Source organism: Aeromicrobium panaciterrae (genome assembly GCF_031457275.1).
Taxonomy (GTDB): domain Bacteria; phylum Actinomycetota; class Actinomycetes; order Propionibacteriales; family Nocardioidaceae; genus Aeromicrobium; species Aeromicrobium panaciterrae_A.
Genome location: NZ_JAVDWH010000001.1, coordinates 1,689,784 through 1,710,490, shown reverse-complemented (window position 1 = coordinate 1,710,490; position 20,707 = coordinate 1,689,784). Strand labels below are relative to the sequence as shown.

The window sequence follows — 20,707 nt, the reverse complement described above, 5'->3', positions numbered from 1 at the left end:
CGCGCACGACGAAATCAGCGGCCGCCGAAGGCGTTCTCGCCGGTCAGAGCCTGGCCAATGACCAGCGTGTGCATCTCGGTCGTGCCTTCGTACGTCAGCACCGACTCAAGGTTGTTCATGTGCCGAATGACCGGGTATTCGAGCGAGATGCCGTTGGCGCCCAGGATCGTACGAGCATTGCGGCAGATGTCGAGCGCCTCACGTACGTTGTTGAGCTTGCCGAAGCTCACCTGCTCGGGGGTGAGCCCGACGTCGTCCTTGCGCCGACCGAGGTGCAGCGCCAGGAGCAGACCCTTGTGGAGCTCCAGACACATGTTGGCGAGCTTCTCCTGCGTGAGCTGGAAGCCGCCGATCGGTCGACCGAACTGCTCGCGGGTCTTGGAGTACTCAAGCGCCGACTCGAATGACGAGCGCGCTGCACCCATCGCGCCCCAGACGATGCCGTAGCGAGCCTCCGTGAGGCACGACAGCGGGCCTCGGAGGCCCTTGACGTCGGGGAACATGGCTTCGGCAGGCAGCCGTACGCCCTCGAGGACGAGCTCGGCGGTCGCGGAGGCGCGCAGGGAAAGCTTGTGGTGGATCAACTTGGCGCTGAAGCCAGGCGTGTCGGTCGGCACGGCGAAGCCGCGGATGCCTTCGTCGGTCTGCGCCCATACGACGGCCACGTCGGCGAACGTTCCGTTGCTGATCCACATCTTGCTGCCATCGAGGATCCAGTCATCACCGTCACGCTTGGCGCGGGTGCGCATGCTGCCGGGATCAGAACCGTGATCGGGTTCGGTCAGACCGAAACAGCCGACGAGTTCACCCGTTCCCATACCGGGCAACCAGCGCTGCTTGGTCTCCTCGTTGCCGAACTTCCAGATCGCGTACATCGCCAGCGAACCCTGGACCGACACCATCGAGCGGATGCCTGAGTCACACGCCTCGAGCTCGACGCATGCAAGCCCGTACTCAACCGAGGACATTCCCGGGAGTCCGTAGCCGTCGAGGTGCATTCCGAGGAGGCCGAGCTTGCCGAACTCCTTGAACAGTTCACGAGGCTCCTCGACGCCGCCGTCTTCGAACCACTGGGCGATATGAGGTTGGACGCGCTTGTCGAGCATCGTGCGCACTGTCTCGCGTACTGCGATCTCCTCAGTCGACAGCAGAGCGTCAATCGAGAGTGGATCAGCAGGGTCGAAGACGAGTTTGGGCATGACCCAACGCTATCAACCTAGAGTGGCAACTAGGAGTCGCCTCAATTTGGGTGCCACCCGACCAATCCATCCCGGCTACGGCGCCGAATTGCAGTGAGGAAAGACCATTCGAACGAGGAAGGACAAGGCCGTGGCTCAGAGCGCATCGCACCTGCGAATCGCTGGTTCCGCCGAGCCTGCGCCTGCACCTGACCTCAACGACCTCCTCACGCGCGTCAGCCGCGGCGACGAGGCAGCTTTTGGCGCCATCTACGACGCCTTGGGCGCCTCGGTCTACGGCATGGCGAAGCGAGTCATCCGTGATCCCGCCCGGGCCGAGGAAGTCTCCCAGGAGGTCTTCATCCAGGTGTGGCAGTCGGCGGCACGCTTTGATGCGGCTCGCGGCAACGCCAAGAGTTGGGTGCTGACCCTCGCGCACCGTCGGGCGGTCGACGCCGTACGTCACGATCAGGCGGCCACCAACCGCGAGAACAAGTACGACTGGTCGAGCGGACCCGACTTCGATGAAGTCGCCGAGACCGTCACGGTCAGCCTCGAGCACGAGCAGGTGCGCCGCTGTCTCGACAGCCTGACCGGCCTCCAGCGTGAGGCCGTCGATCTGGCCTACTACAAGGGCTACACCTATGCCGAGGTCGCCGAGACCCTCGATGCCAATCCAGCCACCGTCAAGACCCGTATGCGCGACGGTCTGGTCCGTCTGCGCGATTGCCTGGGAGTAGAAGCATGACCGAAGATTTGCACTCCCTCATTGCCCCGTACTCGCTGGATGCACTCGATCCAGCCGAGCGGGCCCGCTTCGAGGCACACCTCACCCAGTGCACCAGCTGCCAATCCGAGCTGAGCGGCTTCGTCGCGACGGCTGCGCGCCTCGGAGACGTTGAAAGCATGGCGCCGCCCGCAGGTCTGCGCGATCGCCTGATGAGCGAGGTCTCGACGACTCGCCAGGAACGGCCGACAGTCGTTGCTCTCAACCAGAGCAGGCTTCGCCGTACGCTCCCCCGTCTCGCGATGGCTGCAGCCTTCCTCGTCGGCGCCGTGGGCGTCGGTGGCTTCCTGAACGAGCGCGACAACGCCCACGACCTTCGTGCACAGAGCGAGACCATCACGTCCATCGTGTCCGCCGATGACGCCGAGACGATCGACAAGACATTTGACGGCGGTGGCCACGTACGCATGATCTCCTCCGCCGAGACCGACGCCGCCTTCATCACGGCCAAGGACCTGCCCGGTCTCGAGGACGGCAAGGTCTACCAGGTCTGGGTCGTCACTGACGACTCCCCCGCGTCACAGGGCTACTTCGCGACGTCGGGCGAGATGGTCATGGAAGACCTCGACGGTGCCGATCGCATCGCCATCACGGTCGAGCCCAAGGGCGGCTCCAAGCAGCCCACCACCGCACCAATCGCCACTCTCGCCGTCTGAGCTGACAGCGGCACTGTCATCATTGGTGCATGCCTGCGCCCCTGGTCCTGATCTCCTCGGCGATGGCTGTGCCGTCGGCGTTCTACCGGCCCGTTGTCGCCGCATTCGAACAGCGTGGCTGGGACGCGATCGCTCTCCCCCACACCGGATTCGAACGTGGCGAGCCCGAAGCGTCACGTGACAATGACTGGAGCTACGGCGACGAGATGCAACGGATCGCCGATGCCGTCGCCAAGGCTCGCGCCGAAGTGCCGGATCGTCCGGTGATCCTCATCGGGCACAGCTTGGGTTCGCAGATCTGCGTGGGTCACCAGCTGCATTACCCACCGGCCGAAGGATTTGTCGCCATCGGCGCCAGCGTCCCGTTCTTTCGCAACTACCGTCTCGGTGGCCTGCCGGTGCTGCTCGTCGGTGTGACCGTTCCTGTCGTTGCCCGGATTCGCGGGTACGTTCCCAAGCCGATGTTTGGCGGCCCAGGCGCTCGTACGCTGATGCGCGAATGGGCACGCTTCGTACGTACGGGCCGGCCGCCGTTCAAGGTGCCGCACCCGATCGCAACGCCGACCTTGGTGATCAACCTGCAGGGCGACACCTACTCGGTCGAGGACGCCAACAAGCTCTTCATCAAGAAGTTCCTCGAGCCGTCCAAGACCACGAAGTGGCTCTACACGAAGGACGACGTGCCGGAGGGCGGCAACACCCACCACGTGCTGTGGGGCAAGACGCCAGGTCCGGTCGTCGACAAGATCGTCGCCTGGTGGGCGACGGTCTAGACCTCGGCGAACGCCTCAAGCGGCGGGCAGGAGCACGCCAGATTGCGGTCTCCGTACGCCTGGTCGATGCGCCCGACCGGTGGCCAGTACTTGTCGTCGGTCGTCCCTGACGGGAACGCGCCCTCCGAGATCGGGTAGGCGTGCGTCCAGTCAGCGATCTCCCGCATCGTGTGCGGCGAGTGGACCAACGGGTTGTCACCGTCGGCGTACTTGCCAGCCACGACAGCATCGATCTCAGCACGGATCGACAGCATTGCCTCGCAGAAGCGATCGAGCTCGGCGAGGTCCTCCGACTCCGTCGGCTCAATCATCAGCGTGCCGGCAACCGGGAAGCTCATGGTCGGCGCGTGGAATCCGTAGTCAATGAGTCGCTTCGCGACATCGTCGATGCTCAGGCCAGAGTCCTTCGTGAGCGGTCGCAGGTCGAGGATGCACTCATGCGCCACCAGACCGTGGTCGCCGCTGTAGAGCACCGGGTAGGCGCCCTCAAGCCGCTTGGCGATGTAGTTGGCCGACAGGACGGCGACTGACGTCGCGTTGGTGAGGCCCTCGGCACCCATCATGGCGATGTACGCGTACGGGATCGGCAGGATGCCGGCGGAACCGTACGGCGCAGCGCTGATGGCGCCAATGCCCTCGCGCTTGCTCTCGACCGGGTGCATCGGGTGCGTCGGCAGGAACGGTACGAGGTGCTCAGCGACTGCAACCGGCCCGACGCCGGGTCCACCGCCACCGTGCGGGATGCAGAAAGTCTTGTGCAGGTTGAGGTGCGAAACATCGCCGCCGAAAGCACCGGGCTGGGCATGCCCCAGCAGCGCGTTGAGGTTGGCACCGTCGACGTACACCTGGCCGCCGTGGCTGTGCACGATCTCGCACAGTTCGGTGATGCCGTGCTCGTAGACGCCGTGCGTCGACGGGTAGGTCACCATGATCGCGGCGAGATCGTCGGCGTGCTTGTCACACTGCGCCTTCAGATCATCCAGATCGACTTCGCCCTGATCGGTCGACTTCACGATGACAACGCGCATTCCGGCCATGACCGCTGATGCGGCGTTGGTGCCGTGAGCCGAGCTCGGGATCAGGCAGACGTCGCGGTGGTCGTCACCGCGGCTCAGGTGGTACGCCCGAATTGCGAGCAGACCAGCGAACTCACCCTGCGAACCGGCGTTCGGCTGGATCGACACACCCGCGTAGCCGGTGACTTCAGCGAGCCAAGACTCGAGCGTCTCGATCATCTCGATGAATCCCGCCGCGTCCTCGGCAGGTACGAAGGGGTGCAACTCGGCGAAGCCGGGCCAGCTGATCGGCTCCATCTCCGACGTAGCGTTGAGCTTCATCGTGCACGAACCGAGCGGGATCATGCCGCGGTCGAGCGCGTAGTCGCGATCGCTGAGCTTCTTCAGGTATCGCAGCATCTGGGTCTCGCTGTGGTGCTCGTGGAACACCGGGTGCGTCAGGATCTCGTCCGTACGCAGCAGGTTCTCGGGAACCGCTGAAGATGTCGCACCAGCGTCAGAGTCGATCCCGAACGCTTCCCACACCAGCTTCAGGTGGCTGTCGGTCGTTGCCTCGTTCGTTGAGATGCCAACGCGGTCATCGTCGACCTGGTGAAGGTGGACACCCAAATCGCGAGCCTTCGCGACGATCTTCTCTGCCTGACCGGGCACCTGAGCCACGACGGTGTCGAAGTACGAGGTTCCAGTGAGCTCGATTCCACCAGCCTGGAGGCCAGTGGCCAACTGCGCCGCCTTCGAAGCCACCTGCTGCGCGATCTCCCTCAGCCCATCAGGACCGTGGTAGACGGCGTACATCGATGCGGTGACGGCCAGAAGCACCTGCGCAGTGCAGATGTTGGACGTCGCCTTCTCGCGACGGATGTGCTGCTCGCGCGTCTGCAGGGCCAGTCGGTACGCAGGGCGTCCTGCGCTGTCGATCGACACACCGACGAGGCGGCCCGGCAGGTGACGCTCCAGACCATCGCGGACAGCCATGAAGCCGGCGTGCGGTCCGCCGTAGAACATCGGTACGCCGAAGCGCTGGCTGGAACCAACAACAACGTCAGCACCAAGCGAGCCGGGCGACTTGAGAAGTACGAGTGCGAGCGGATCGGCGACGACCACAGCAAGTCCGCCTGTGGCGTGAGCCGCTTCGATCGCGGCCGTGGGGTCGATGATCTGTCCGTCAGCGCGCGGGTAGGCGATGATCGTGCCAGCTGCCTCGACGTCCGGGATCCCGGCGCTCAGGTCAGCCTCGACGAGCTCAATGCCGAGCGCTTCAGCACGCGTACCGACCACAGCGAGTGTCTGCGGCAGCAGGCCCGAATCGACAACGATCGGCAGCGCATCCTTGCCCTTGGTCGCCCGGCGGATCAGCGTCATCGCCTCGGCGACAGCCGTACCTTCATCCAGCAACGACGAGTTGGCTGTCGGGAGGCCGGAGAGATCGGCGATCAGGGTCTGGAAGTTGAGTAGCGCCTCAAGGCGTCCCTGCGAGATCTCGGGCTGGTAGGGCGTGTACGCGGTGTACCAGGACGGGTCTTCGAGCACATTGCGACGGATCACGGCGGGCGTGATGGTCGGGTGGTAGCCGAGGCCGATCATGGCAACGCCCGGGTTGTTGCGCTCAGACAGTCCGCGCAGCACAGCGAGCGACTCGGTCTCACTCAATGCCTCAGGAAGGCCAAGAGCCGATGCGCTGCGGATACCGGAGGGCACTGCAGCGGCCATGAGGGCGTCGAGCGAGTCGTAGCCGACCTTGCGCACCATGGCGTCCTGATCGGCGGGACTTGGGCCGATGTGGCGGCTGGCGAAGTCTGACACGGGAGTCTCCTGGGTAGAGGCGTCGTACATACGCCTCCCCTTCTGTCACCCGTGAGAGCTCCAGAATTGCCTAGGTCGCGTGGTCCTTTGTGCCTGAGAGGTTCCGGGGAGGAATTGCCCCTTCGGCGCCGCCTGGGCGAACTCTCCCACGCGCGATCGAAAGCAGTGCCAGCCTACCAAGTCACCCAGCGTCAGGAGGACAGACGGGCCCTACGACGAGCAGCAAGCTCGTCAGCCGCAGTGTCCGAGTCGGAGATGGCGCGTTCGCTCGGGAGCGAGTGCAGCGAGCCCTCGATCTCCTTCCACACACCACCGATGGCGATGCCGAACACGCCTTGACCGCCCTGGAGGAGGTCGATGACCTCATCGGCCGACCGGCATTCGTAGACACTCGCGCCGTCACTCATCAGCGTCACCTGCGTCAGATCGTCGGTGCCACGCTCACGCAGGTGATCGATGGCCACGCGGATCTGCTGAAGCGAGACACCAGCATCAAGCAAGCGCTTGATGATCTTGAGCAGAAGGATGTCTTTGAATGAGTAGAGGCGCTGGGTGCCGGAGCCAGTGGCGGACCGGACGGTCGGATCAACCAGGCCGGTACGGGCCCAGTAGTCGAGCTGGCGGTAGGTGATGCCGGCCGCGCTGCACGCGGTGGGGCCGCGGAAGCCGAAATCCTCCGGCAGCGGTGAAACGTCGTCGGTGAACAGCAGACCTTGGTTGCGTGCCTTGGCTGCCGCTTCTGTTGGGGCGGCGTCGCGTGGCTCGATCATCCGAAAAGCCTTCCAATGCGGGTTATGGGGAAGACTACCGCTACGAAACTACATCCGTGTATGACCGGCAGTTCTCTCAAGGTAAGGGTGAGACTTTGCCGGGTCAACGACCGAGCGTGGCCCTCGGCGTGTCGCAGAACCTTCAAGCGGTGGTTGAAGGTCACTCCCCCGGCTGTACGAAGTCCTCTGGACCCACTTCATCGAGGAATTCCCTGAAACGCTCGACTTCTTCGTCTTCTTCGCGGGTCGACTGGATGCCGGCCTCGTCCAGAACGTCCTCCGTACACACGATCCGAGCGCCTGCACGCAGTGCCAATGCGATCGAGTCCGAGGGTCGCGCCTCGACCTCAGCACCCGAGGCAAAGACGAGGGAAGCGAAGAACACTCCATCGCGTACGTCGACGATCCGTACCTCTTCGAGCTCATCCCCCAGGGCGACCACCATCTGCTGCATCAACTCGTGCGTGAGCGGCCGTGCGGTTTCGGCGCCTTCTTGCGCGTATGCGATTGCCGACGCCTCCACAGCGCCGACCCAGATCGGAAGGTAGCGGGTGCCTTCGGTCTCGCGAAGCAGGACCAGCGGCTGGTTGGTCGGCATCTCGACGCGCACGCCGACGACTTCGACCTCGCGCATGGCTAGCCGCGCAATCCGCTTCGAACCAGCACGGTCTGCAGGCGAACGGAAAGCGCCGCAAGGGACGCGATCGTCTTGTCGGTCGCTTCCTTGTCGAGCGAACGAGCCCGCGGACTCACGACTTGCTCGAACAAGGCAATCTCGCGATCGGCGGCGGCGCGGAACATACGCAGGTGCCGGGGTTCGAGACCCAGCTCAGCAAGCTCGCCGACGATCGAGGCGATCGACAGCGCTTCGCCGTCGTAGTAGGTCTGCGACGGGCGGCGCTTGATCAGTCCAAACTCCTCGATCGCGTCGAGAGTCTTGTCGTCGATGCCCGCAGAGTCCAACAGTTCTGCACGGGACAGCCGCACGTGACTTGCGGGAGAAACGAAGGTGTCAGCACTCGGAAGACCGTCCTCGGCCAGGCTGAGGTAGGGCACCTTGGCTGTGCTGCTGAGGTTCGTGTCGGGAACCGCTCCCCTGTCCATGTCGTCGAGCACCTGACGAATGTGGCTCAACGGCCAGAAGAGTTGCTCCTGCGCGTGCAGGATGAATCGGAGTCGCTCAACGTCGCTGTAGGCGTACTTGCGGTAGCCGGCAGGCGTACGTTCGGGATCGAGGAGACCCTGCTCTTCGAGGTAGCGGATCTTGCTCTGAGACAGCGCCGGGAACTCCGCGCTCAACTCGTCAATCACCTTGCCGATGCCGAGCCTCAGCTCTGACAACGGCTCAGTCACGCCACGACCTCCGACAAGAGCCAACGATATGTCGGCCGTGTCGTGACAGCCTTTCGGTGACTTCGCTGGCGCTCAGTCACGACTGAGCCTTCGAAGCCCCGGCGAAGTAGATGAGCCGGTACTTGCCGATCTGCACCTCGTCGCCGCCTGCCAGTGGGATCTCGCTGTCGATGCGATCACGGTTGACGTAGGAGCCGTTGAGGCTGCCCAGGTCAGCAATCACGTAGCCCGCACCGCTGCGGGTGAAAGTCGCGTGCCGACGCGAGACGCTGATGTCGTCGAGGAAGATGTCGCTGTCTGGGTGTCGACCGACCGAAACGGTGTCGCTGTCGAGCAGGAATCGCGCACCCGCATCGGGACCGCGCTGCACCAGAAGCATTGCGCTTCCCGCAGGCAGGTTCTCGACCGCTGTTACGTCATCCGACGACATCTCCTCGGTATCTGCATCGAGGATCGGGATGTGCGTCGTGTGGTCCGACATGCCAGCAGACTGACCGGCGACGCCGGCAGTGACGTCGGGCTCGTGGTCCGGCGATGGCATCGGGTTCACTCCTGTGGGCGGTCTAGAGTCGAGGTTGAGACTTCACTGTCAAACCTAGCACCAGCACGGTCGCAGAACTGACCTTGTCGGCTCAGTCGGCGGTGAGTGCCGCGTACGCTTCGGCCTCGAGCAGGCCCGAGGTCGGATCGTCGTCCAAGGGGCGAAGCTTGATGAGCCATCCTTCGCCGTAGGGATCGGAGTTGATGACCTCAGGTCCACCGTCGAGAGACTCATTGCGGGCGACGATTTCACCGGACAGTGGCGAGAAGATGTCGCTCACTGACTTGGTCGACTCGAGCTCACCGATGACTGCTCCAGCCTCGACTCGATCCCCGACAGCCGGAAGCTCGACGTAGACGATGTCGCCAAGCTGGCCTTGTGCGAAGTCGGTGATGCCGACCGTCGCGATCTCGTCATCGAGGCGCACCCACTCGTGCTCTTCGCTGTAAAACAGGTCCTCAGGGATCACCGTGTTGCTCCTTGCAGGTCAGGATGTGGGACGAGCGTACTCTGGCGACTTCACGTCAGCCAACGCCGTGATTGTGATCTTCTCCACCTTCAGGACAGTGGCCGTTCCGCCGCGGTTTGAAATGCGGTCGACAAGGCCGCCGCGGATGTTGGCAGCCTCGGCCATCGTGGCCGGATCGCCGATCGCTTCGATGGTGAAAGGACGCTTCACCTCGAGGCCTCCGATGCGGATTGTGTCGTCATCGTCGAGGAAGTATGTCTGCGCTACGACGCGTGCCACACCGTTGATCACGATGGCCTCAGCACCCGCGTCACGTAGCTCCTGCACGGCGTCCAACAACTGTGGTGCGTCGATCGCACGGTCAGGATCCGTGATCAGCAGGCGTACGCCAGGGCCGGTCGCACCAGACGTGCCGGCGAGGATGCCGAGCTGATCGGCACGTTCCTTGGCCTGACGCTCTGCTTCCTCGGAACGCTTGGTGCTGCTCAGCAAGTCGTTGCGCGTGGCCGTCAGGTCGTTGATCTGGGTGTCGAGTCGTTCGTTGGCCGAGTCGAGCGACTTGAGCAGCTCCACGAGCTCATCGCCGCGAACGCCTGAGTAGTCGGTCGTGTCGCTTTGCTTGATCTGCAGGGTGATGGCGAATGCGAGCCCACCCAGAAGGATCGCCACCACAACCTGTGACACCGACGGCTTGCGGAGCAGGTTCTTGGAGGGCTCTGCGGGCGCCTCAGGCATGGAAGATCCGACGACGTATGGCCGCGGCGTTGGCGAAGATGCGGATTCCGAGCACGACCACGACTCCGGTCGACAGCTGCGAACCAACACCGAGCTGATCGCCGAGGTAGACCATGAACGCGGCAATGATGACGTTCGAGACGAATGACACGACGAACACGCGGTCGTCGAATCGACGTTCGCCCAGCGCTCGAAGAGCGCCGATCACGGCATCGAGGGCCGCAACGATCGCGATCGGGAGATAAGGCTGGAGCGACGTCGGCACCGACGGTTGGAGGATCAGACCGGCAACGATGCCGATCGCCAGTCCAAGTACGGGGATCATCGCGGGTCCTCGATCGCTTTCGCGTGAATGGGAGTCAGGCGCTGAGCCGTCACGGCTGGCACGGTCAGCTGATCCGATGATGTCACTTCGTTGCGTACGCGGAGCGCCTGGACACGCCCCAACCAATGGCGACCGGACGGGTTGTCGTTGAAACGGGACTCCAACGTGTCTTCGTTGCCGAGGGCGACGATGACATACGGCGGCCCGATCGGGTCGTAATTGACCGTGATGCCGCCGCCCGCGGTGCGGATGGCGCTCATCGTGCCGATGCGTCGACCGTTGACTGAAATGGCTTCGGCGCCGGCGTACCAAAGACCGTTGACCAAGATCTGTAGATCGTTGTCGGTGAGATGGTTGGTGTTTCGACGATCGTCATTGCTGGTCGGGGTAGCCGTGAGCGTGATGCCAGGTCCCCGTGCCGCACGATCGCCGGTCTCGACCCGCAGCATCTCGTACGCGGGATCGCTGCGATTGGTGGAAGCGCGCAGCTCGGCGACCGCGGCACGGAGACTGGCCGCGGTGTTCTCCCTGCTGGTCAAAACCTTCTTGCGGGCATCGACATTGGCGATCAGCGACGCACGCTCGCGTTCGGTCGCCGGGCGGTCGCTGCGGGTCTGGATCACGGCCATCGTCACGAGCAATGCGAAAAGCCCGAGGACCACACCCGTCAACGCGGTGTTGAACTCTCGGGACTGCGAGTAGCGTCCCGCTCGTACGACGTAGTAGTCGTCGTCGAGGGCTGTGTCGGCGATCTGTTCGAGCAGACCGGTTCGGCGGTCTGGTTCGTCAGCCATGCTCAGCTCCGCTGGACACGCGTCGTCGTGGCCATCAGCCGTCGGACCTGGAATGCGTACAAGATGCCGCCCCACCAGTAGAGCGCCACTCCCCAGACCGTGAATGCCCAGCCAAACACATTGGCCAGATCAGCAACCGTGCCCGTCGCATCGCCCAGCAGCAGTAGCGGGAACGCGTACAGCAGGCTCGCCGTCGCAGCCTTGCCGAGGAAATGCACCGGCAGTGAGCTGTAGCCACGCGTGCGAAGGAACGGCACCAGACTGAACAGGAATACGTCGCGCAACGGCAGGATCACTGCGAGCCACCACGGGATGATGTCTCGGTAGCCCAGCCCGATCACCACCGCCAGGATGAAGAAACGGTCGGCCACGGGGTCGAGAATCGCGCCGATCTTGGACGTCTGGTTGAGCGACCGGGCGAGCTTGCCATCGAGGTAGTCGGTGATGCCGGAGACCATCAGGACGATCAGTGCGAGCTCGTCCCACTTGGGTCCCATGACGAGCCACAGGAAAACCGGCACGAGAAGCAAACGCACAAAACTCAGGGCATTGGGAATCGTGAGGATGCGCTCCTCCACGGATTTCGCCGTCCTCGCTGATGCGCGCGATGTCCTGGTCATGTCCCGAACAGACTAGACGAGGGCACCAGCGTGGCCGCGCTCGGACACGACACGATGTTCCAGCCTTCGGGCACCTCTTGCATGCTTGAGACGGACTGACACACTGTGAGTGAAACCGACAACTTAAGAACAGGGCATCGCCCTGACCGTCCCGAGGAGGATGCGTGGCCGACTACACACTTCCCGAGCTCCCGTACGACTACGGCGCTCTCGATCCGCACATTTCCGGCAAGATCATGGAGCTTCACCACTCCAAGCACCACCAGGCCTACGTGACTGGCATCAACCAGGCTCTCGAGCAGCTCGAAGAGGCTCGTGACAAGCAGGCCTTCGGCAACATCAACCTGCTTGAGAAGAACCTCGCGTTCCACCTCGGCGGTCACATCAACCACTCGATCTTCTGGAAGAACCTCTCCCCCGAAGGTGGCGACAAGCCGACGGGCGAGCTGGCAGCAGCGATCGATGACAACTTTGGTTCGTTCGATGCCTTCCGCGCACAGTTCGAGGCCGTTGCTCTGGGCCTGCAGGGTTCAGGCTGGGCCATCGTGGCCTGGGACTCGCTGGGTCAGAAGCTCGTCATCGTGCAGCTGTACGACCAGCAGAACAACATCCCGGCAACGCTGATCCCCATCACCCAGCTCGACATGTGGGAGCACGCGTTCTACCTCGACTACCTCAACGTCAAGGGCGACTACGTCAAGGCGTGGTGGAACATCGTCAACTGGGCAGATGCGCAGGAGCGTTTCACCGCTGCGACCAGCGGCGGCCAGATCCTGTTCTGAGTTTGTCTGTGAGAACGGCGAGATCCCTTAGGGGTCTCGCCGTTTTCCATGTTCGGCCAAGTCGCGAAGCCGGGCGTTGTACGCCTCCAGCGCCGCATCGTCGGTGCGGTCCTCTGACCGGTCGAACCGCTTGGCCTCACGCGCATCGCTGCGGAACCACTGCCACAGCAGCGCACCCATCACCAGAATCAGCGGAATCTCTCCCATCGCCCACGCCATACCTCCGCCGAGGTACTGGTCAGCGAGCAGATCGGTGCGGTACGGCCGATCGAGCGCTCGCCAGTAGTCGCCGGCGAACACCGAGTTGGACGACATCACGGCGATCGCGAAGAACGCGTGGAACGGAATCGTCACGATCAGCATGCCGAAGCGCGCGATCGACGGCAGCGGGCGTGGAGACGGGTCGATTCCGATGAGGACGTAGTAGTAGAGCAGCCCGACGCCGAGGAAATGCAGCTCCATGACCGTGTGACCCCAGTGGTTGCCCATCAGGCTCTCGAAGGCGCCACTGAAGTAGAGGCCGTACAGACTGCCGACGAACAGCAGCGGACCCACCAGCGGATGCGTCAGGAAGCGCATGAACCTTGAGTGGAGGAACGACTGCAGCATCGCGCGCGGCGACACCTCGCCTGGCTGGCGAGGGCCAGGCAGCGTACGGAGCGCGAGAGTCATCGGCGCGCCAAGCACGAGGAAGATCGGCGCGACCATCGACAACATCATGTGCGAGGCCATGTGCGCGCTGAACAGAACGTGCGAATACGCGCCGAGTCCGCCGAACGTGGCCCACGCGATGATGACCATGCCAGCGAGCCACGAGATCGTACGGCCGAGCGGCCAGGCGTCTCCACGCTTGCGGAGAGTCCACACGCCGGTCAGGTATAGCGCCGAGCCGAGCCCGACGATCGCGAGGCCGACGCCGTTGCCAGTCCAGCCCCAGAGCAGACGCCCGATCGTCGGCGCTGCCGGAAGTGGCCCACCGAGCAGTTCCTCGAGCGGTGTCTTGAGTACGTCATCACCGACGGGCGTTGGGGTGCGCGACAGGGCGACAGCCAGGCCAATCGTCGCCGCCATGAGGAAGAGTTCGGTCAACGCCAGCCGAAAGAAGCTCGCGCTCTGGGCCACGATGCGGCGGCGCTGGGCATAGCCGAAGGCACCGAGAGCGATGAGCGCGGTGACCTTGAGCAGGACGAGTCGCCCATACGTGGAGCCGAACAGCTCGCCGAACGATCCGAGCCGTACGGAGGCGTTGACGACACCCGAGACGCCAACGATGACGAACGCCCAGATCGCCAGCGCGGAGAACCGCTCGATGGCCGGCGTGAGGCGTTTGCTGCCGCGAATAGCCACCCAGCCCAACGACACGAGGCCACCAACCCACAGCGTCACACCGACGACGTGCAGGAGAAGGCTGGTCGTCGCGAGATCGTGAGAACCAGACGATGCGGCGTGGCCGGTCAGCGTGATCGGCGCCAGCGTTGCCAGAGCCAGTCCAAGAATCCTGGCGAGCGCCTTGGTTCCGAGAGTCCAGCGAGCAGCGATAGCAACGACACCGGCGCCCAGAGCCTGAAGAAGGACTGCACGGCCTGCCGAGGTATCTGCATAGCCCGTGACGAACGGGCTTGAAAGATCGGTGAGCGGCTTGGCAAAGATGTCAGAGACGTTGAGGAAGAACAGGGCGATCGTGGTCGCGCTCCACATGGCGGCCCACCACGAAGCGCGACGTACAGCCTGGACTGACAGTCCCTGCACTTCGTCCTCAGACGACGGCAGCAGGAATACGGCGGTCAGCAGGAATCCGATGACCATCACGGCGCTGATGTCAGTCACCAGCTTGGCGAACGGCACGGCCCAGCCGACGAACTCGCCCGGGCTCGGGATGTCACCGACAGCCGGCTTGGGCGCTCCTCCCCCGGCTTCCAGGACCAGAACCATCACGAACGCGCTGAACATGAACGCCAGGACGGTGTCACGCGTTGCCTTTGTCATCTCGCCCCCTCAAAGCAGCCAGACGCAACCCAGCAATCAGCAGTGCGACGGGAACGAGGGCGGCGAGGAAGCCCCAGTAGAAGTTCGAACCACTTGGCTGGTCGAGATCCACGTCGTTGTGTGCGACTTGCTTCACCTGGCGCCCTGTCGCTGTCGTCCAGTGGATTGAACCTTCAAGGGGAAGTCCGTCGGTCGACTCAACGCGGTAGTCAGCTGCGTAGCGGCCGCGCTGATCGGTCGGATCAACCGTGACGGTGACTGTGTTGCGAACTACGGCGGTCGTCAGCACCTTCACGGCAGAGCCATTCGGTGACCACACAGCCACCTTCGCCTGTTCACCCAAGTAGTCGTGAAAAGTCAACGAGATCGACGTCGGCGATGTGTTGATCAGTGAGTCGTCTTCAGGAGTCGAAGAGATGAGCAACCCATGCGCCGACGCCGGTCCAACTCCGAGAAACAGGCCGATCATGGTCACGAGTGCGACGCGAGTCGCGAGCCTGCTCGGGTCACGGTTTGCTCTGGTCATCTCGCCCCCTCAGCGGTGCCAGGATCAGGCCCACAGCGACAGCGGCCGCAAGGATGCCCCAGAAGAAGTGGGAGCGGTGGCGGTGCACAAAGCTCTTTTCCTTGGGCTGGTCGACTTGCTTCACCGTCTCGCCAGTCGTCGTCGTCCAGTTGATCGTGCCCTCGACGGGATGCCCGTCGGCCGAGACGACTCGGTACGTCGCGGTGTAGCGACCCTTTTGATTGCTCGGTGCGACGATCGCCGTCACGGTTGCGTCGGTGGCAGAGACGTCTGAAACCGCGACCTTGGCACCGTCCGGCGCCCGGACTGCGACAAACGCGGGGTTGCCGATGTTCTCGTTGAACGTGAACGTGATCATGCGTGGTGCAGTCGCGATGGATGACCCGTCCCCCGGGTCGGAACCGACGAGCGACGCATGCGCCGACGCCGGTCCCGCCCCGAGGGCAAGGCAAAGCAGAGCCAACAGGCTCACGCGAAGAACGACGTTACGCACGACGTCGATTCTGTCGCAGAACGACAAGCAACGTTGCCACGGCAACAGCCAGAGCAGATCCACCGAGCCAACGACCAGTGTTGTCGCGGTCATACGCGATCGACATTTCGCTCGAGTACGCCTTGCTGTCCTCTTCTGTGGGCTCTGACAGCTTCAGCGTCGGGGCCGGGTGCTCCGGCTCCGTGTCACCTTCAGCAACCTGGTCCCAGTTCACGACCTCGCCATCGCTGTAGGTCTGCTTCGCCGTGAACGAGATGGACTCGTCGTCGGGGAACGGACCACCGGAAATGGCGAACTCGTCGAACTGTGAGGGTGCGATGCCCTTGCCGGTCGTGGTCCACGTGACCGTACGTACGGCCTCGGTCAGCTCGAAGTCGCCAACCTTGGTCGGTGCGGCCAGCTTCTCCTTTCTGAGGACCACCTTCCAACCTGGCTTTGCCTGCGCCGTGACGAAGGCAAATGGTGCGTCCTTCGGCAACGTGACGACCAGCTTGGTGGTCGACGCGGTGTCCGATTCGGTCGGCACTCGGAAGACAGCCTTGCCGAATCCGCCTTGGGCGGCGTCCGTCGACGAGACCGAAACGTGTGCCGAGGCAGCACCGGCAAAGCCGACGAGGGCAACCGTGATGAGCGCAGCACAGAGCCGCGCGGGTGTTCTGTTCATGTGTGTTCCTTCTTGGAGAGATTGAGTCGTACGGGGTCAGCTGCACCCGTACGGCGGACCTCTCAGCGCGCGTGAGTGCGCGAGTCGTACGTCGTGCCGCGATCGCGTCACTGTGACGGGTACGAGCTCGACGCGTGAAGGCACCGGCACAAAGCCAAGGACGTGCGGTCGGAGGCGCAGGCCGAGACGCGCGGCAACCCGCCACACGAATGCCTCGCCGCGCGCCAGCGCCAACGCGCTCACCGCGGTCGCGGCGATGTGGGTCGTCGCCATCAAAGCCGACATGTTCATCGAACCCATCGAGCATCCGAGGTGCACGCAGATCTGGCAGAGCACGAGGAGCCCGACCATCTGGCCTGTCGTCACCCGGCGCGAGGAGACAACCCAGGAGACTGCCCCGGCGCCCAAGAACAACGTCACGACGGCAAATCCGGGGACAATGCCACCCGCCGACAGGTGTGCGATAGCTGCGGTGGCGGTGCACAAAAGTGCGATGACGAGCGATCGTACGAGCCTCAGAGAACCCACTGCCGGACGCATCGCGTCGAAGGCAACGGGTCCAGGCACCGGCTCAGGATATCTGCGTCCATCCCGGCTGAATCATGGCCTCGGCACTATGTACCGTGGCCTCATGGCATCAACCGAACTCGACACCGCATCCTTCATCAAGCTCGACGAGGCGTGGGGCGCTCACAACTATCACCCGCTCCCTGTTGTCATCGCAGAAGCCGAAGGTGCATGGGTCACCGATGTCGAAGGCAATCGCTACCTCGACTTCCTATCGGGCTACTCGGCGCTCAACTTTGGCCACCGTCATCCCGCTCTGATCGCCGCCGCACGCGAACAGCTTGATCGCCTGACGCTGACCTCGCGCGCCTTCCACAACGACCAGTTCGGCGCCTTCTGTCAGGAGCTCGCCGAGCTCACTGGGACCGAAATGGTGCTCACCATGAACACCGGCGCCGAGGCCGTGGAGTCCGCAATAAAGGTCGCGCGCAAATGGGCGTACGAGGTCAAGGGAGTCGCCTTCGACAGTGCCGAGATCATCGTCGCCGCTGGCAACTTCCACGGCCGTACGACCACGATCGTGTCGTTCTCCGACGATCCCGCTGCGCATGACAACTACGGCCCGTTCACGCCTGGTTTCATCACCGTCCCCTACGGCGATGCTCAGGCGATCCGCGACGCGATCGGACCCAACACCGCCGCCGTTCTGATGGAGTCGATCCAGGGCGAATCGGGGGTCATCGTTCCGCCGGAGGGATTCTTCGCCGAGGTGCGAAAGATGTGCACCGACAACAATGTGCTTCTGGTTGCCGACGAGATCCAGTCAGGACTCGCGCGAACAGGCAAGCTCTTCGCACTCGATCACGACAACGTACGAGCCGACCTCTACACGCTCGGCAAGGCGCTTGGCGGGGGCATCATTCCCGTCTCCGCTGTGGTCGGCCGCGCTGACGTGCTCGGCGTTCTCAAGCCCGGACAGCACGGCTCAACGTTCGGTGGCTACCCCGTTGCCTGCGCAGTCGGCCGTGCGGTTGTCGCCCTCCTGCAGACAGGCGAGTTCCAGGAACGCTCCGAAGAGCTTGGCAAGCACTTGCACAGCCGACTCGATGATCTGATCGGCCACGGCATCAGCGCAGTACGTGGCCGTGGCCTCTGGGCAGGCGTAGACATCGATCCCGCTGCCAAGACTGGTCGCGAGGTATCGATGGCACTGCGCGATCGTGGCGTGCTCTGCAAGGAGACGCACGAGCGCACTCTTCGCATCGCTCCCCCGCTTGTCATCACCCGCGAAGAGATCGATCACGCGATCGATTCGCTGGTCGAGGCACTCGAAGCCTGACCATGAGCGTGCTCGGCATTATCGGCCTGATTCTTGCGGCCATCGTCGGGTTCTTCGCGATCCTGGTGATCGTCGGCGCATCCCGGATTCGTCGTATGCGCAACGCATACCGTGCGCGGGTCGACGCCGTGGGAGCGGTCGAGCTCTCTGGTCAGGCCAACTTCTTCGGCCAGGCATCCGAGGGCAAGGCACAGGTACGCGGTCTCGGCACGTTGCTGCTCAGCGAGTCAGAGGTTGTCTTCGTGCAGCTCATGCCGGCGCGCGAGCTTCGCATCAGCCGCGACTCGATCACGTCCTGCCGCGTCACTCGCCATTTCCTCGGCAAGACCCAGGGCCGCGATCTGCTCGTTGTGATGTGGGAGACGAACGGAATGGGCGATGCAGCCGCGTTCGACACGCCCAACATCTCCGACTGGACTTCACGGCTGGATCCGTCGGTCAGCTAAAGAACGCCGCTCCGCCGGGCGGCGGTGGCGACTGCTCGGTGTCTGCGTCCGTGAACGGTGCTTGACCGGCGAATCGATCGACCACCTCGCGGTAGGGCACGACTCGGTACGGCAACGGCGAGCTGGCCGCACGGCGAGCCAATGACTCCCACGGGATCGGTCCGCGTGACCCGACCACCAGCAGATTGCCGAAACGGCGACCCTTGAGCGTTGCTGGCTCGGCACTGATCATGACGTTCGGGAACTGCGCGCACACTCCGGCGATCACCCGACGCGCGTACGCGAATGGTGCGCGATCGGCGAGGTTGAGCAGCAGCAATCCCCCATCAGTCAGCACTGTCGACACCTGCTCGAAGAACTCCGCTGTGACGAGATCCGCCGGGATGCGCGCACCGTCGAACGCATCCAGCACGATGACGTCTGCAAAATCCGGGCGCATGGCCGTGATGCCGGAGCGTCCGTCGACCGGCCGAACTTTGATCCCGCTGTTGCGCGGGAGTGGCAACTGATCGCGTACGAGGGCGGTGACCCGCTCATCGGGCTCAAGGACGATCTGCGCCGACGTAGGGCGCGTGCTGGCGACGTAGCGAGGTACCGACATACCGGCGCCGCCGATATGAACGAACCTGAGCGGTGAGCCCGGCTCGCCGTGCGCGTCAATCACGTCGACGATGCGTTGTACGTAGTCGAATTCGAGGCGAAGCGGGTCGTCGAGGTCGACGTACGACTGGTCGGTGCCGTCGATCTGCAGGATGAATGCCCCGGGGCGGTCGCGATCGGCAATGATCTCGATCGCGCGATCCGTCACCGCATCATCCAACACGTGCGGCGAGCGTGTGGCCAGGCAGTTGAACCTCGATGAGCATGCCTTTGCCGAGCTGGCGGCCACGACGGGTCTCAATCTCACCGTCGACCTTCACGTCGCCACCCTGAATCATCGCGCCTGCCTGCGCACCCGACTCAGCGAAGTTGGCGAACTTGAGGAACTGGCCGAGACGGATCATGTCTCCAGTGATCTCAACGGTCTCGATGTCGTCGGCTGCCATGGGTCCAGCCTAGGCTGCTCATATGACCACCGGTACGCGCGCAGACGTATGGACCTCGTCCGTACGTCTCTACCGAACCCGCTCGTTGGCATCAGCCGCCTGCCGCGCCGGTCACGTCAAGGTCAATGGTGCGAAGGCGAAGCCCGCGCAAACCGTATGCGTTGGCGATCGTGTCGAGGCGCTTACCGATGGCGGGCTTCGGATCCTGGTCGTCAGCCGCATCATCGTGAAGCGCGTCGGCGCCGCGATAGCGGTGACCTGCTACGAGGACCACACTCCCCCGCCACCACCCAAGGAGGAGCGACCGCTGATGCCGCGACGCGATCGCGGTGCCGGCCGTCCGACCAAGCGAGATCGTCGCGCCCTCGATCGGTTGCGCGGCCGCTAGATGGGCGTGCAGACAACGACAGGGATCTGTCGGTTGCTCGCCCGTTCCTTGTAACCGTCGTACCCACTGTTGAGTGTCGTAGCGAGCGTCCAGAGCTTGTCGCGTTCGGCTCCCTCGGCCTCGCGGGCGCGGTACTTGCCACCTGCCTTGCCGACATACAGCTCGATCTCCGGATTGGCGCGCAGGTTGTGGAGCCAAGCTGGGTGTTCCGGAGCTCCACCCTTTGAGGCGATCAAGATGACGTCGTCTCCGTGAGTGAAGTAGACCAGTGGGGTCTGGCGCTCCTCGCCGGTTTTCCGCCCGACATGCTTGAGAACCACCACAGCGTTGGTGCCTGTGGTGTTGATTCGCCCGCCACTCATCTTCATCAGGATCGGATCAACACGGCCACCAATGTGGATCAGATACCACGTCACAGCGCGGCGTTTGGCCAACTTTTCGATCGACCTCTTGAAAGCACCCTTCGGCGCAGTCGGATCAAGCTCAGGCACTCTGCTGCTCTTGCTCACCATCTGCACACCATAGGAGCGACCAGTAGATACAGGAAGAGGGCGGCTCACAGTCGTGTGCCGTCCTCTTCACAAACGTCGGGCTGACAGGACCCGTCGGCCGCGGGCGGCCTCCTCCCAAATCCTGCGCCACACTGTGACGTTTGCGAAGAGGACGGCACAGAACGCAGAGGAGGGCGACTCATCGATGATGAGCCGCCC

Annotated in this window: 26 protein-coding genes and 1 riboswitch; of the genes, 7 read left to right on the top strand and 19 right to left on the bottom strand. The window is 63.7% G+C overall.

Translation table 11 applies throughout. The features are described 5' to 3' along the window. Window positions 1-14: 14 nt before the first annotated feature. Window positions 15-1,199: an acyl-CoA dehydrogenase family protein gene (locus tag J2X11_RS08830; protein WP_309969583.1), complete on the bottom strand. Its 1,185-nt coding sequence runs from the start codon at window positions 1,197-1,199 to the stop codon at window positions 15-17. Window positions 1,200-1,329: 130 nt separating this feature from the next. On the opposite strand from J2X11_RS08830, the gene sigK reads away from it, so the two are divergent. The 3 genes from sigK to J2X11_RS08815 are packed head-to-tail and all read left to right on the top strand — an operon-like array spanning window position 1,330 to window position 3,394. Then, window positions 1,330-1,926, top strand: a complete 597-nt coding sequence (gene sigK, locus J2X11_RS08825) for an ECF RNA polymerase sigma factor SigK (RefSeq protein ID WP_309969580.1) — start codon at window positions 1,330-1,332, stop codon at window positions 1,924-1,926. Beyond that, window positions 1,923-2,621 carry an anti-sigma factor gene (locus tag J2X11_RS08820; protein WP_309969578.1) on the top strand — a complete coding sequence of 233 codons (699 nt, stop codon included), beginning with the start codon at window positions 1,923-1,925 and terminating at the stop codon, window positions 2,619-2,621. Before sigK ends, J2X11_RS08820 begins: the two co-directional genes overlap by 4 nt. A gap of 29 nt (window positions 2,622-2,650) precedes the next feature. After that, on the top strand, window positions 2,651-3,394 hold the full coding sequence (locus J2X11_RS08815) for an alpha/beta fold hydrolase (protein WP_309969574.1): 744 nt from the start codon (window positions 2,651-2,653) through the stop codon (window positions 3,392-3,394). Here J2X11_RS08815 and gcvP read toward each other — a convergent pair. The 10 genes from gcvP to J2X11_RS08765 form a co-directional block, all read right to left on the bottom strand. Further along, entirely contained in the window at window positions 3,391-6,243 is a 2,853-nt protein-coding gene (gene gcvP / locus J2X11_RS08810) for an aminomethyl-transferring glycine dehydrogenase (RefSeq protein ID WP_309969572.1), read from the bottom strand. The genes J2X11_RS08815 and gcvP overlap by 4 nt on opposite strands. Before the next feature lie 40 nt (window positions 6,244-6,283). Beyond that, window positions 6,284-6,372, bottom strand: a riboswitch (glycine riboswitch). Between the two features lie 32 nt (window positions 6,373-6,404). Continuing rightward, the gene (locus J2X11_RS08805) at window positions 6,405-6,983 is read right to left on the bottom strand and encodes a MerR family transcriptional regulator (RefSeq protein ID WP_309969567.1); all 579 of its coding nucleotides are present in this window, start codon (window positions 6,981-6,983) and stop codon (window positions 6,405-6,407) included. A gap of 160 nt (window positions 6,984-7,143) precedes the next feature. Then, on the bottom strand, window positions 7,144-7,617 hold the full coding sequence (locus tag J2X11_RS08800; protein WP_309969564.1) for a bifunctional nuclease family protein: 474 nt from the start codon (window positions 7,615-7,617) through the stop codon (window positions 7,144-7,146). A gap of 2 nt (window positions 7,618-7,619) precedes the next feature. Further along, on the bottom strand, window positions 7,620-8,336 hold the full coding sequence (gene ftsR / locus J2X11_RS08795) for a transcriptional regulator FtsR (RefSeq protein WP_309969562.1): 717 nt from the start codon (window positions 8,334-8,336) through the stop codon (window positions 7,620-7,622). 76 nt (window positions 8,337-8,412) lie between these two features. Then, window positions 8,413-8,877, bottom strand: a complete 465-nt coding sequence (locus J2X11_RS08790) for an FHA domain-containing protein (RefSeq protein ID WP_396127852.1) — start codon at window positions 8,875-8,877, stop codon at window positions 8,413-8,415. A 91-nt stretch (window positions 8,878-8,968) separates the two neighbouring features. Next, window positions 8,969-9,346 carry a glycine cleavage system protein GcvH gene (gcvH, locus tag J2X11_RS08785; RefSeq protein WP_309969559.1) on the bottom strand — a complete coding sequence of 126 codons (378 nt, stop codon included), beginning with the start codon at window positions 9,344-9,346 and terminating at the stop codon, window positions 8,969-8,971. 18 nt (window positions 9,347-9,364) lie between these two features. After that, a complete protein-coding gene (locus J2X11_RS08780; protein WP_309969556.1) occupies window positions 9,365-10,081 on the bottom strand; it encodes a DUF881 domain-containing protein in 717 nt (238 codons plus the stop codon). Next, window positions 10,074-10,406 carry a small basic family protein gene (locus J2X11_RS08775; protein WP_309969553.1) on the bottom strand — a complete coding sequence of 111 codons (333 nt, stop codon included), beginning with the start codon at window positions 10,404-10,406 and terminating at the stop codon, window positions 10,074-10,076. Before J2X11_RS08775 ends, J2X11_RS08780 begins: the two co-directional genes overlap by 8 nt. Next, window positions 10,403-11,200, bottom strand: a complete 798-nt coding sequence (locus tag J2X11_RS08770; RefSeq protein ID WP_309969550.1) for a DUF881 domain-containing protein — start codon at window positions 11,198-11,200, stop codon at window positions 10,403-10,405. Before J2X11_RS08770 ends, J2X11_RS08775 begins: the two co-directional genes overlap by 4 nt. Before the next feature lie 2 nt (window positions 11,201-11,202). Next, complete coding sequence (locus tag J2X11_RS08765) at window positions 11,203-11,820, bottom strand: CDP-alcohol phosphatidyltransferase family protein (protein WP_309969546.1); 618 nt, start codon at window positions 11,818-11,820, stop codon at window positions 11,203-11,205. A 164-nt stretch (window positions 11,821-11,984) separates the two neighbouring features. On the opposite strand from J2X11_RS08765, the gene J2X11_RS08760 reads away from it, so the two are divergent. After that, window positions 11,985-12,602, top strand: coding sequence for a superoxide dismutase (locus J2X11_RS08760; RefSeq protein WP_309969543.1), 618 nt, complete (start codon window positions 11,985-11,987; stop codon window positions 12,600-12,602). A 27-nt stretch (window positions 12,603-12,629) separates the two neighbouring features. On the opposite strand, the gene J2X11_RS08755 is transcribed toward J2X11_RS08760, so the two are convergent. The 5 genes from J2X11_RS08755 to J2X11_RS08735 are packed head-to-tail and all read right to left on the bottom strand — an operon-like array spanning window position 12,630 to window position 16,838. Further along, complete coding sequence (locus J2X11_RS08755; protein ID WP_309969540.1) at window positions 12,630-14,588, bottom strand: bifunctional copper resistance protein CopD/cytochrome c oxidase assembly protein; 1,959 nt, start codon at window positions 14,586-14,588, stop codon at window positions 12,630-12,632. Next, the gene (locus J2X11_RS08750) at window positions 14,569-15,114 is read right to left on the bottom strand and encodes a copper resistance CopC family protein (protein WP_309969537.1); all 546 of its coding nucleotides are present in this window, start codon (window positions 15,112-15,114) and stop codon (window positions 14,569-14,571) included. Before J2X11_RS08750 ends, J2X11_RS08755 begins: the two co-directional genes overlap by 20 nt. Further along, window positions 15,095-15,607, bottom strand: a complete 513-nt coding sequence (locus J2X11_RS08745) for a copper resistance CopC family protein (RefSeq protein WP_309969534.1) — start codon at window positions 15,605-15,607, stop codon at window positions 15,095-15,097. The genes J2X11_RS08750 and J2X11_RS08745 overlap by 20 nt, the downstream gene beginning before the upstream one ends. Continuing rightward, window positions 15,600-16,271 carry a YcnI family copper-binding membrane protein gene (locus J2X11_RS08740; RefSeq protein ID WP_309969531.1) on the bottom strand — a complete coding sequence of 224 codons (672 nt, stop codon included), beginning with the start codon at window positions 16,269-16,271 and terminating at the stop codon, window positions 15,600-15,602. Before J2X11_RS08740 ends, J2X11_RS08745 begins: the two co-directional genes overlap by 8 nt. Before the next feature lie 36 nt (window positions 16,272-16,307). Next, the gene (locus tag J2X11_RS08735; protein WP_309969529.1) at window positions 16,308-16,838 is read right to left on the bottom strand and encodes a hypothetical protein; all 531 of its coding nucleotides are present in this window, start codon (window positions 16,836-16,838) and stop codon (window positions 16,308-16,310) included. 64 nt (window positions 16,839-16,902) lie between these two features. On the opposite strand from J2X11_RS08735, the gene rocD reads away from it, so the two are divergent. Together rocD and J2X11_RS08725 are read left to right on the top strand one after the other, a co-directional pair. Further along, window positions 16,903-18,117, top strand: coding sequence for an ornithine--oxo-acid transaminase (gene rocD / locus J2X11_RS08730; protein ID WP_309969525.1), 1,215 nt, complete (start codon window positions 16,903-16,905; stop codon window positions 18,115-18,117). Between the two features lie 2 nt (window positions 18,118-18,119). Next, window positions 18,120-18,563, top strand: a complete 444-nt coding sequence (locus J2X11_RS08725) for a hypothetical protein (RefSeq protein WP_309969522.1) — start codon at window positions 18,120-18,122, stop codon at window positions 18,561-18,563. Here the strand turns inward: J2X11_RS08725 and J2X11_RS08720 are convergent. Together J2X11_RS08720 and J2X11_RS08715 are read right to left on the bottom strand one after the other, a co-directional pair. Beyond that, window positions 18,556-19,371, bottom strand: coding sequence for a spermidine synthase (locus tag J2X11_RS08720; protein ID WP_309969519.1), 816 nt, complete (start codon window positions 19,369-19,371; stop codon window positions 18,556-18,558). The genes J2X11_RS08725 and J2X11_RS08720 overlap by 8 nt on opposite strands. Window positions 19,372-19,375: 4 nt before the next feature. After that, window positions 19,376-19,609, bottom strand: a complete 234-nt coding sequence (locus tag J2X11_RS08715) for an RNA-binding S4 domain-containing protein (RefSeq protein WP_309969516.1) — start codon at window positions 19,607-19,609, stop codon at window positions 19,376-19,378. A gap of 22 nt (window positions 19,610-19,631) precedes the next feature. Between J2X11_RS08715 and J2X11_RS08710 the strand changes: the two genes are divergently transcribed. Beyond that, window positions 19,632-19,997 carry an RNA-binding S4 domain-containing protein gene (locus J2X11_RS08710; RefSeq protein WP_309969513.1) on the top strand — a complete coding sequence of 122 codons (366 nt, stop codon included), beginning with the start codon at window positions 19,632-19,634 and terminating at the stop codon, window positions 19,995-19,997. On the opposite strand, the gene J2X11_RS08705 is transcribed toward J2X11_RS08710, so the two are convergent. Beyond that, entirely contained in the window at window positions 19,994-20,509 is a 516-nt protein-coding gene (locus tag J2X11_RS08705) for a nitroreductase family deazaflavin-dependent oxidoreductase (RefSeq protein ID WP_309969510.1), read from the bottom strand. The genes J2X11_RS08710 and J2X11_RS08705 overlap by 4 nt on opposite strands. Between the last annotated feature and the right edge of the window lie 198 nt (window positions 20,510-20,707).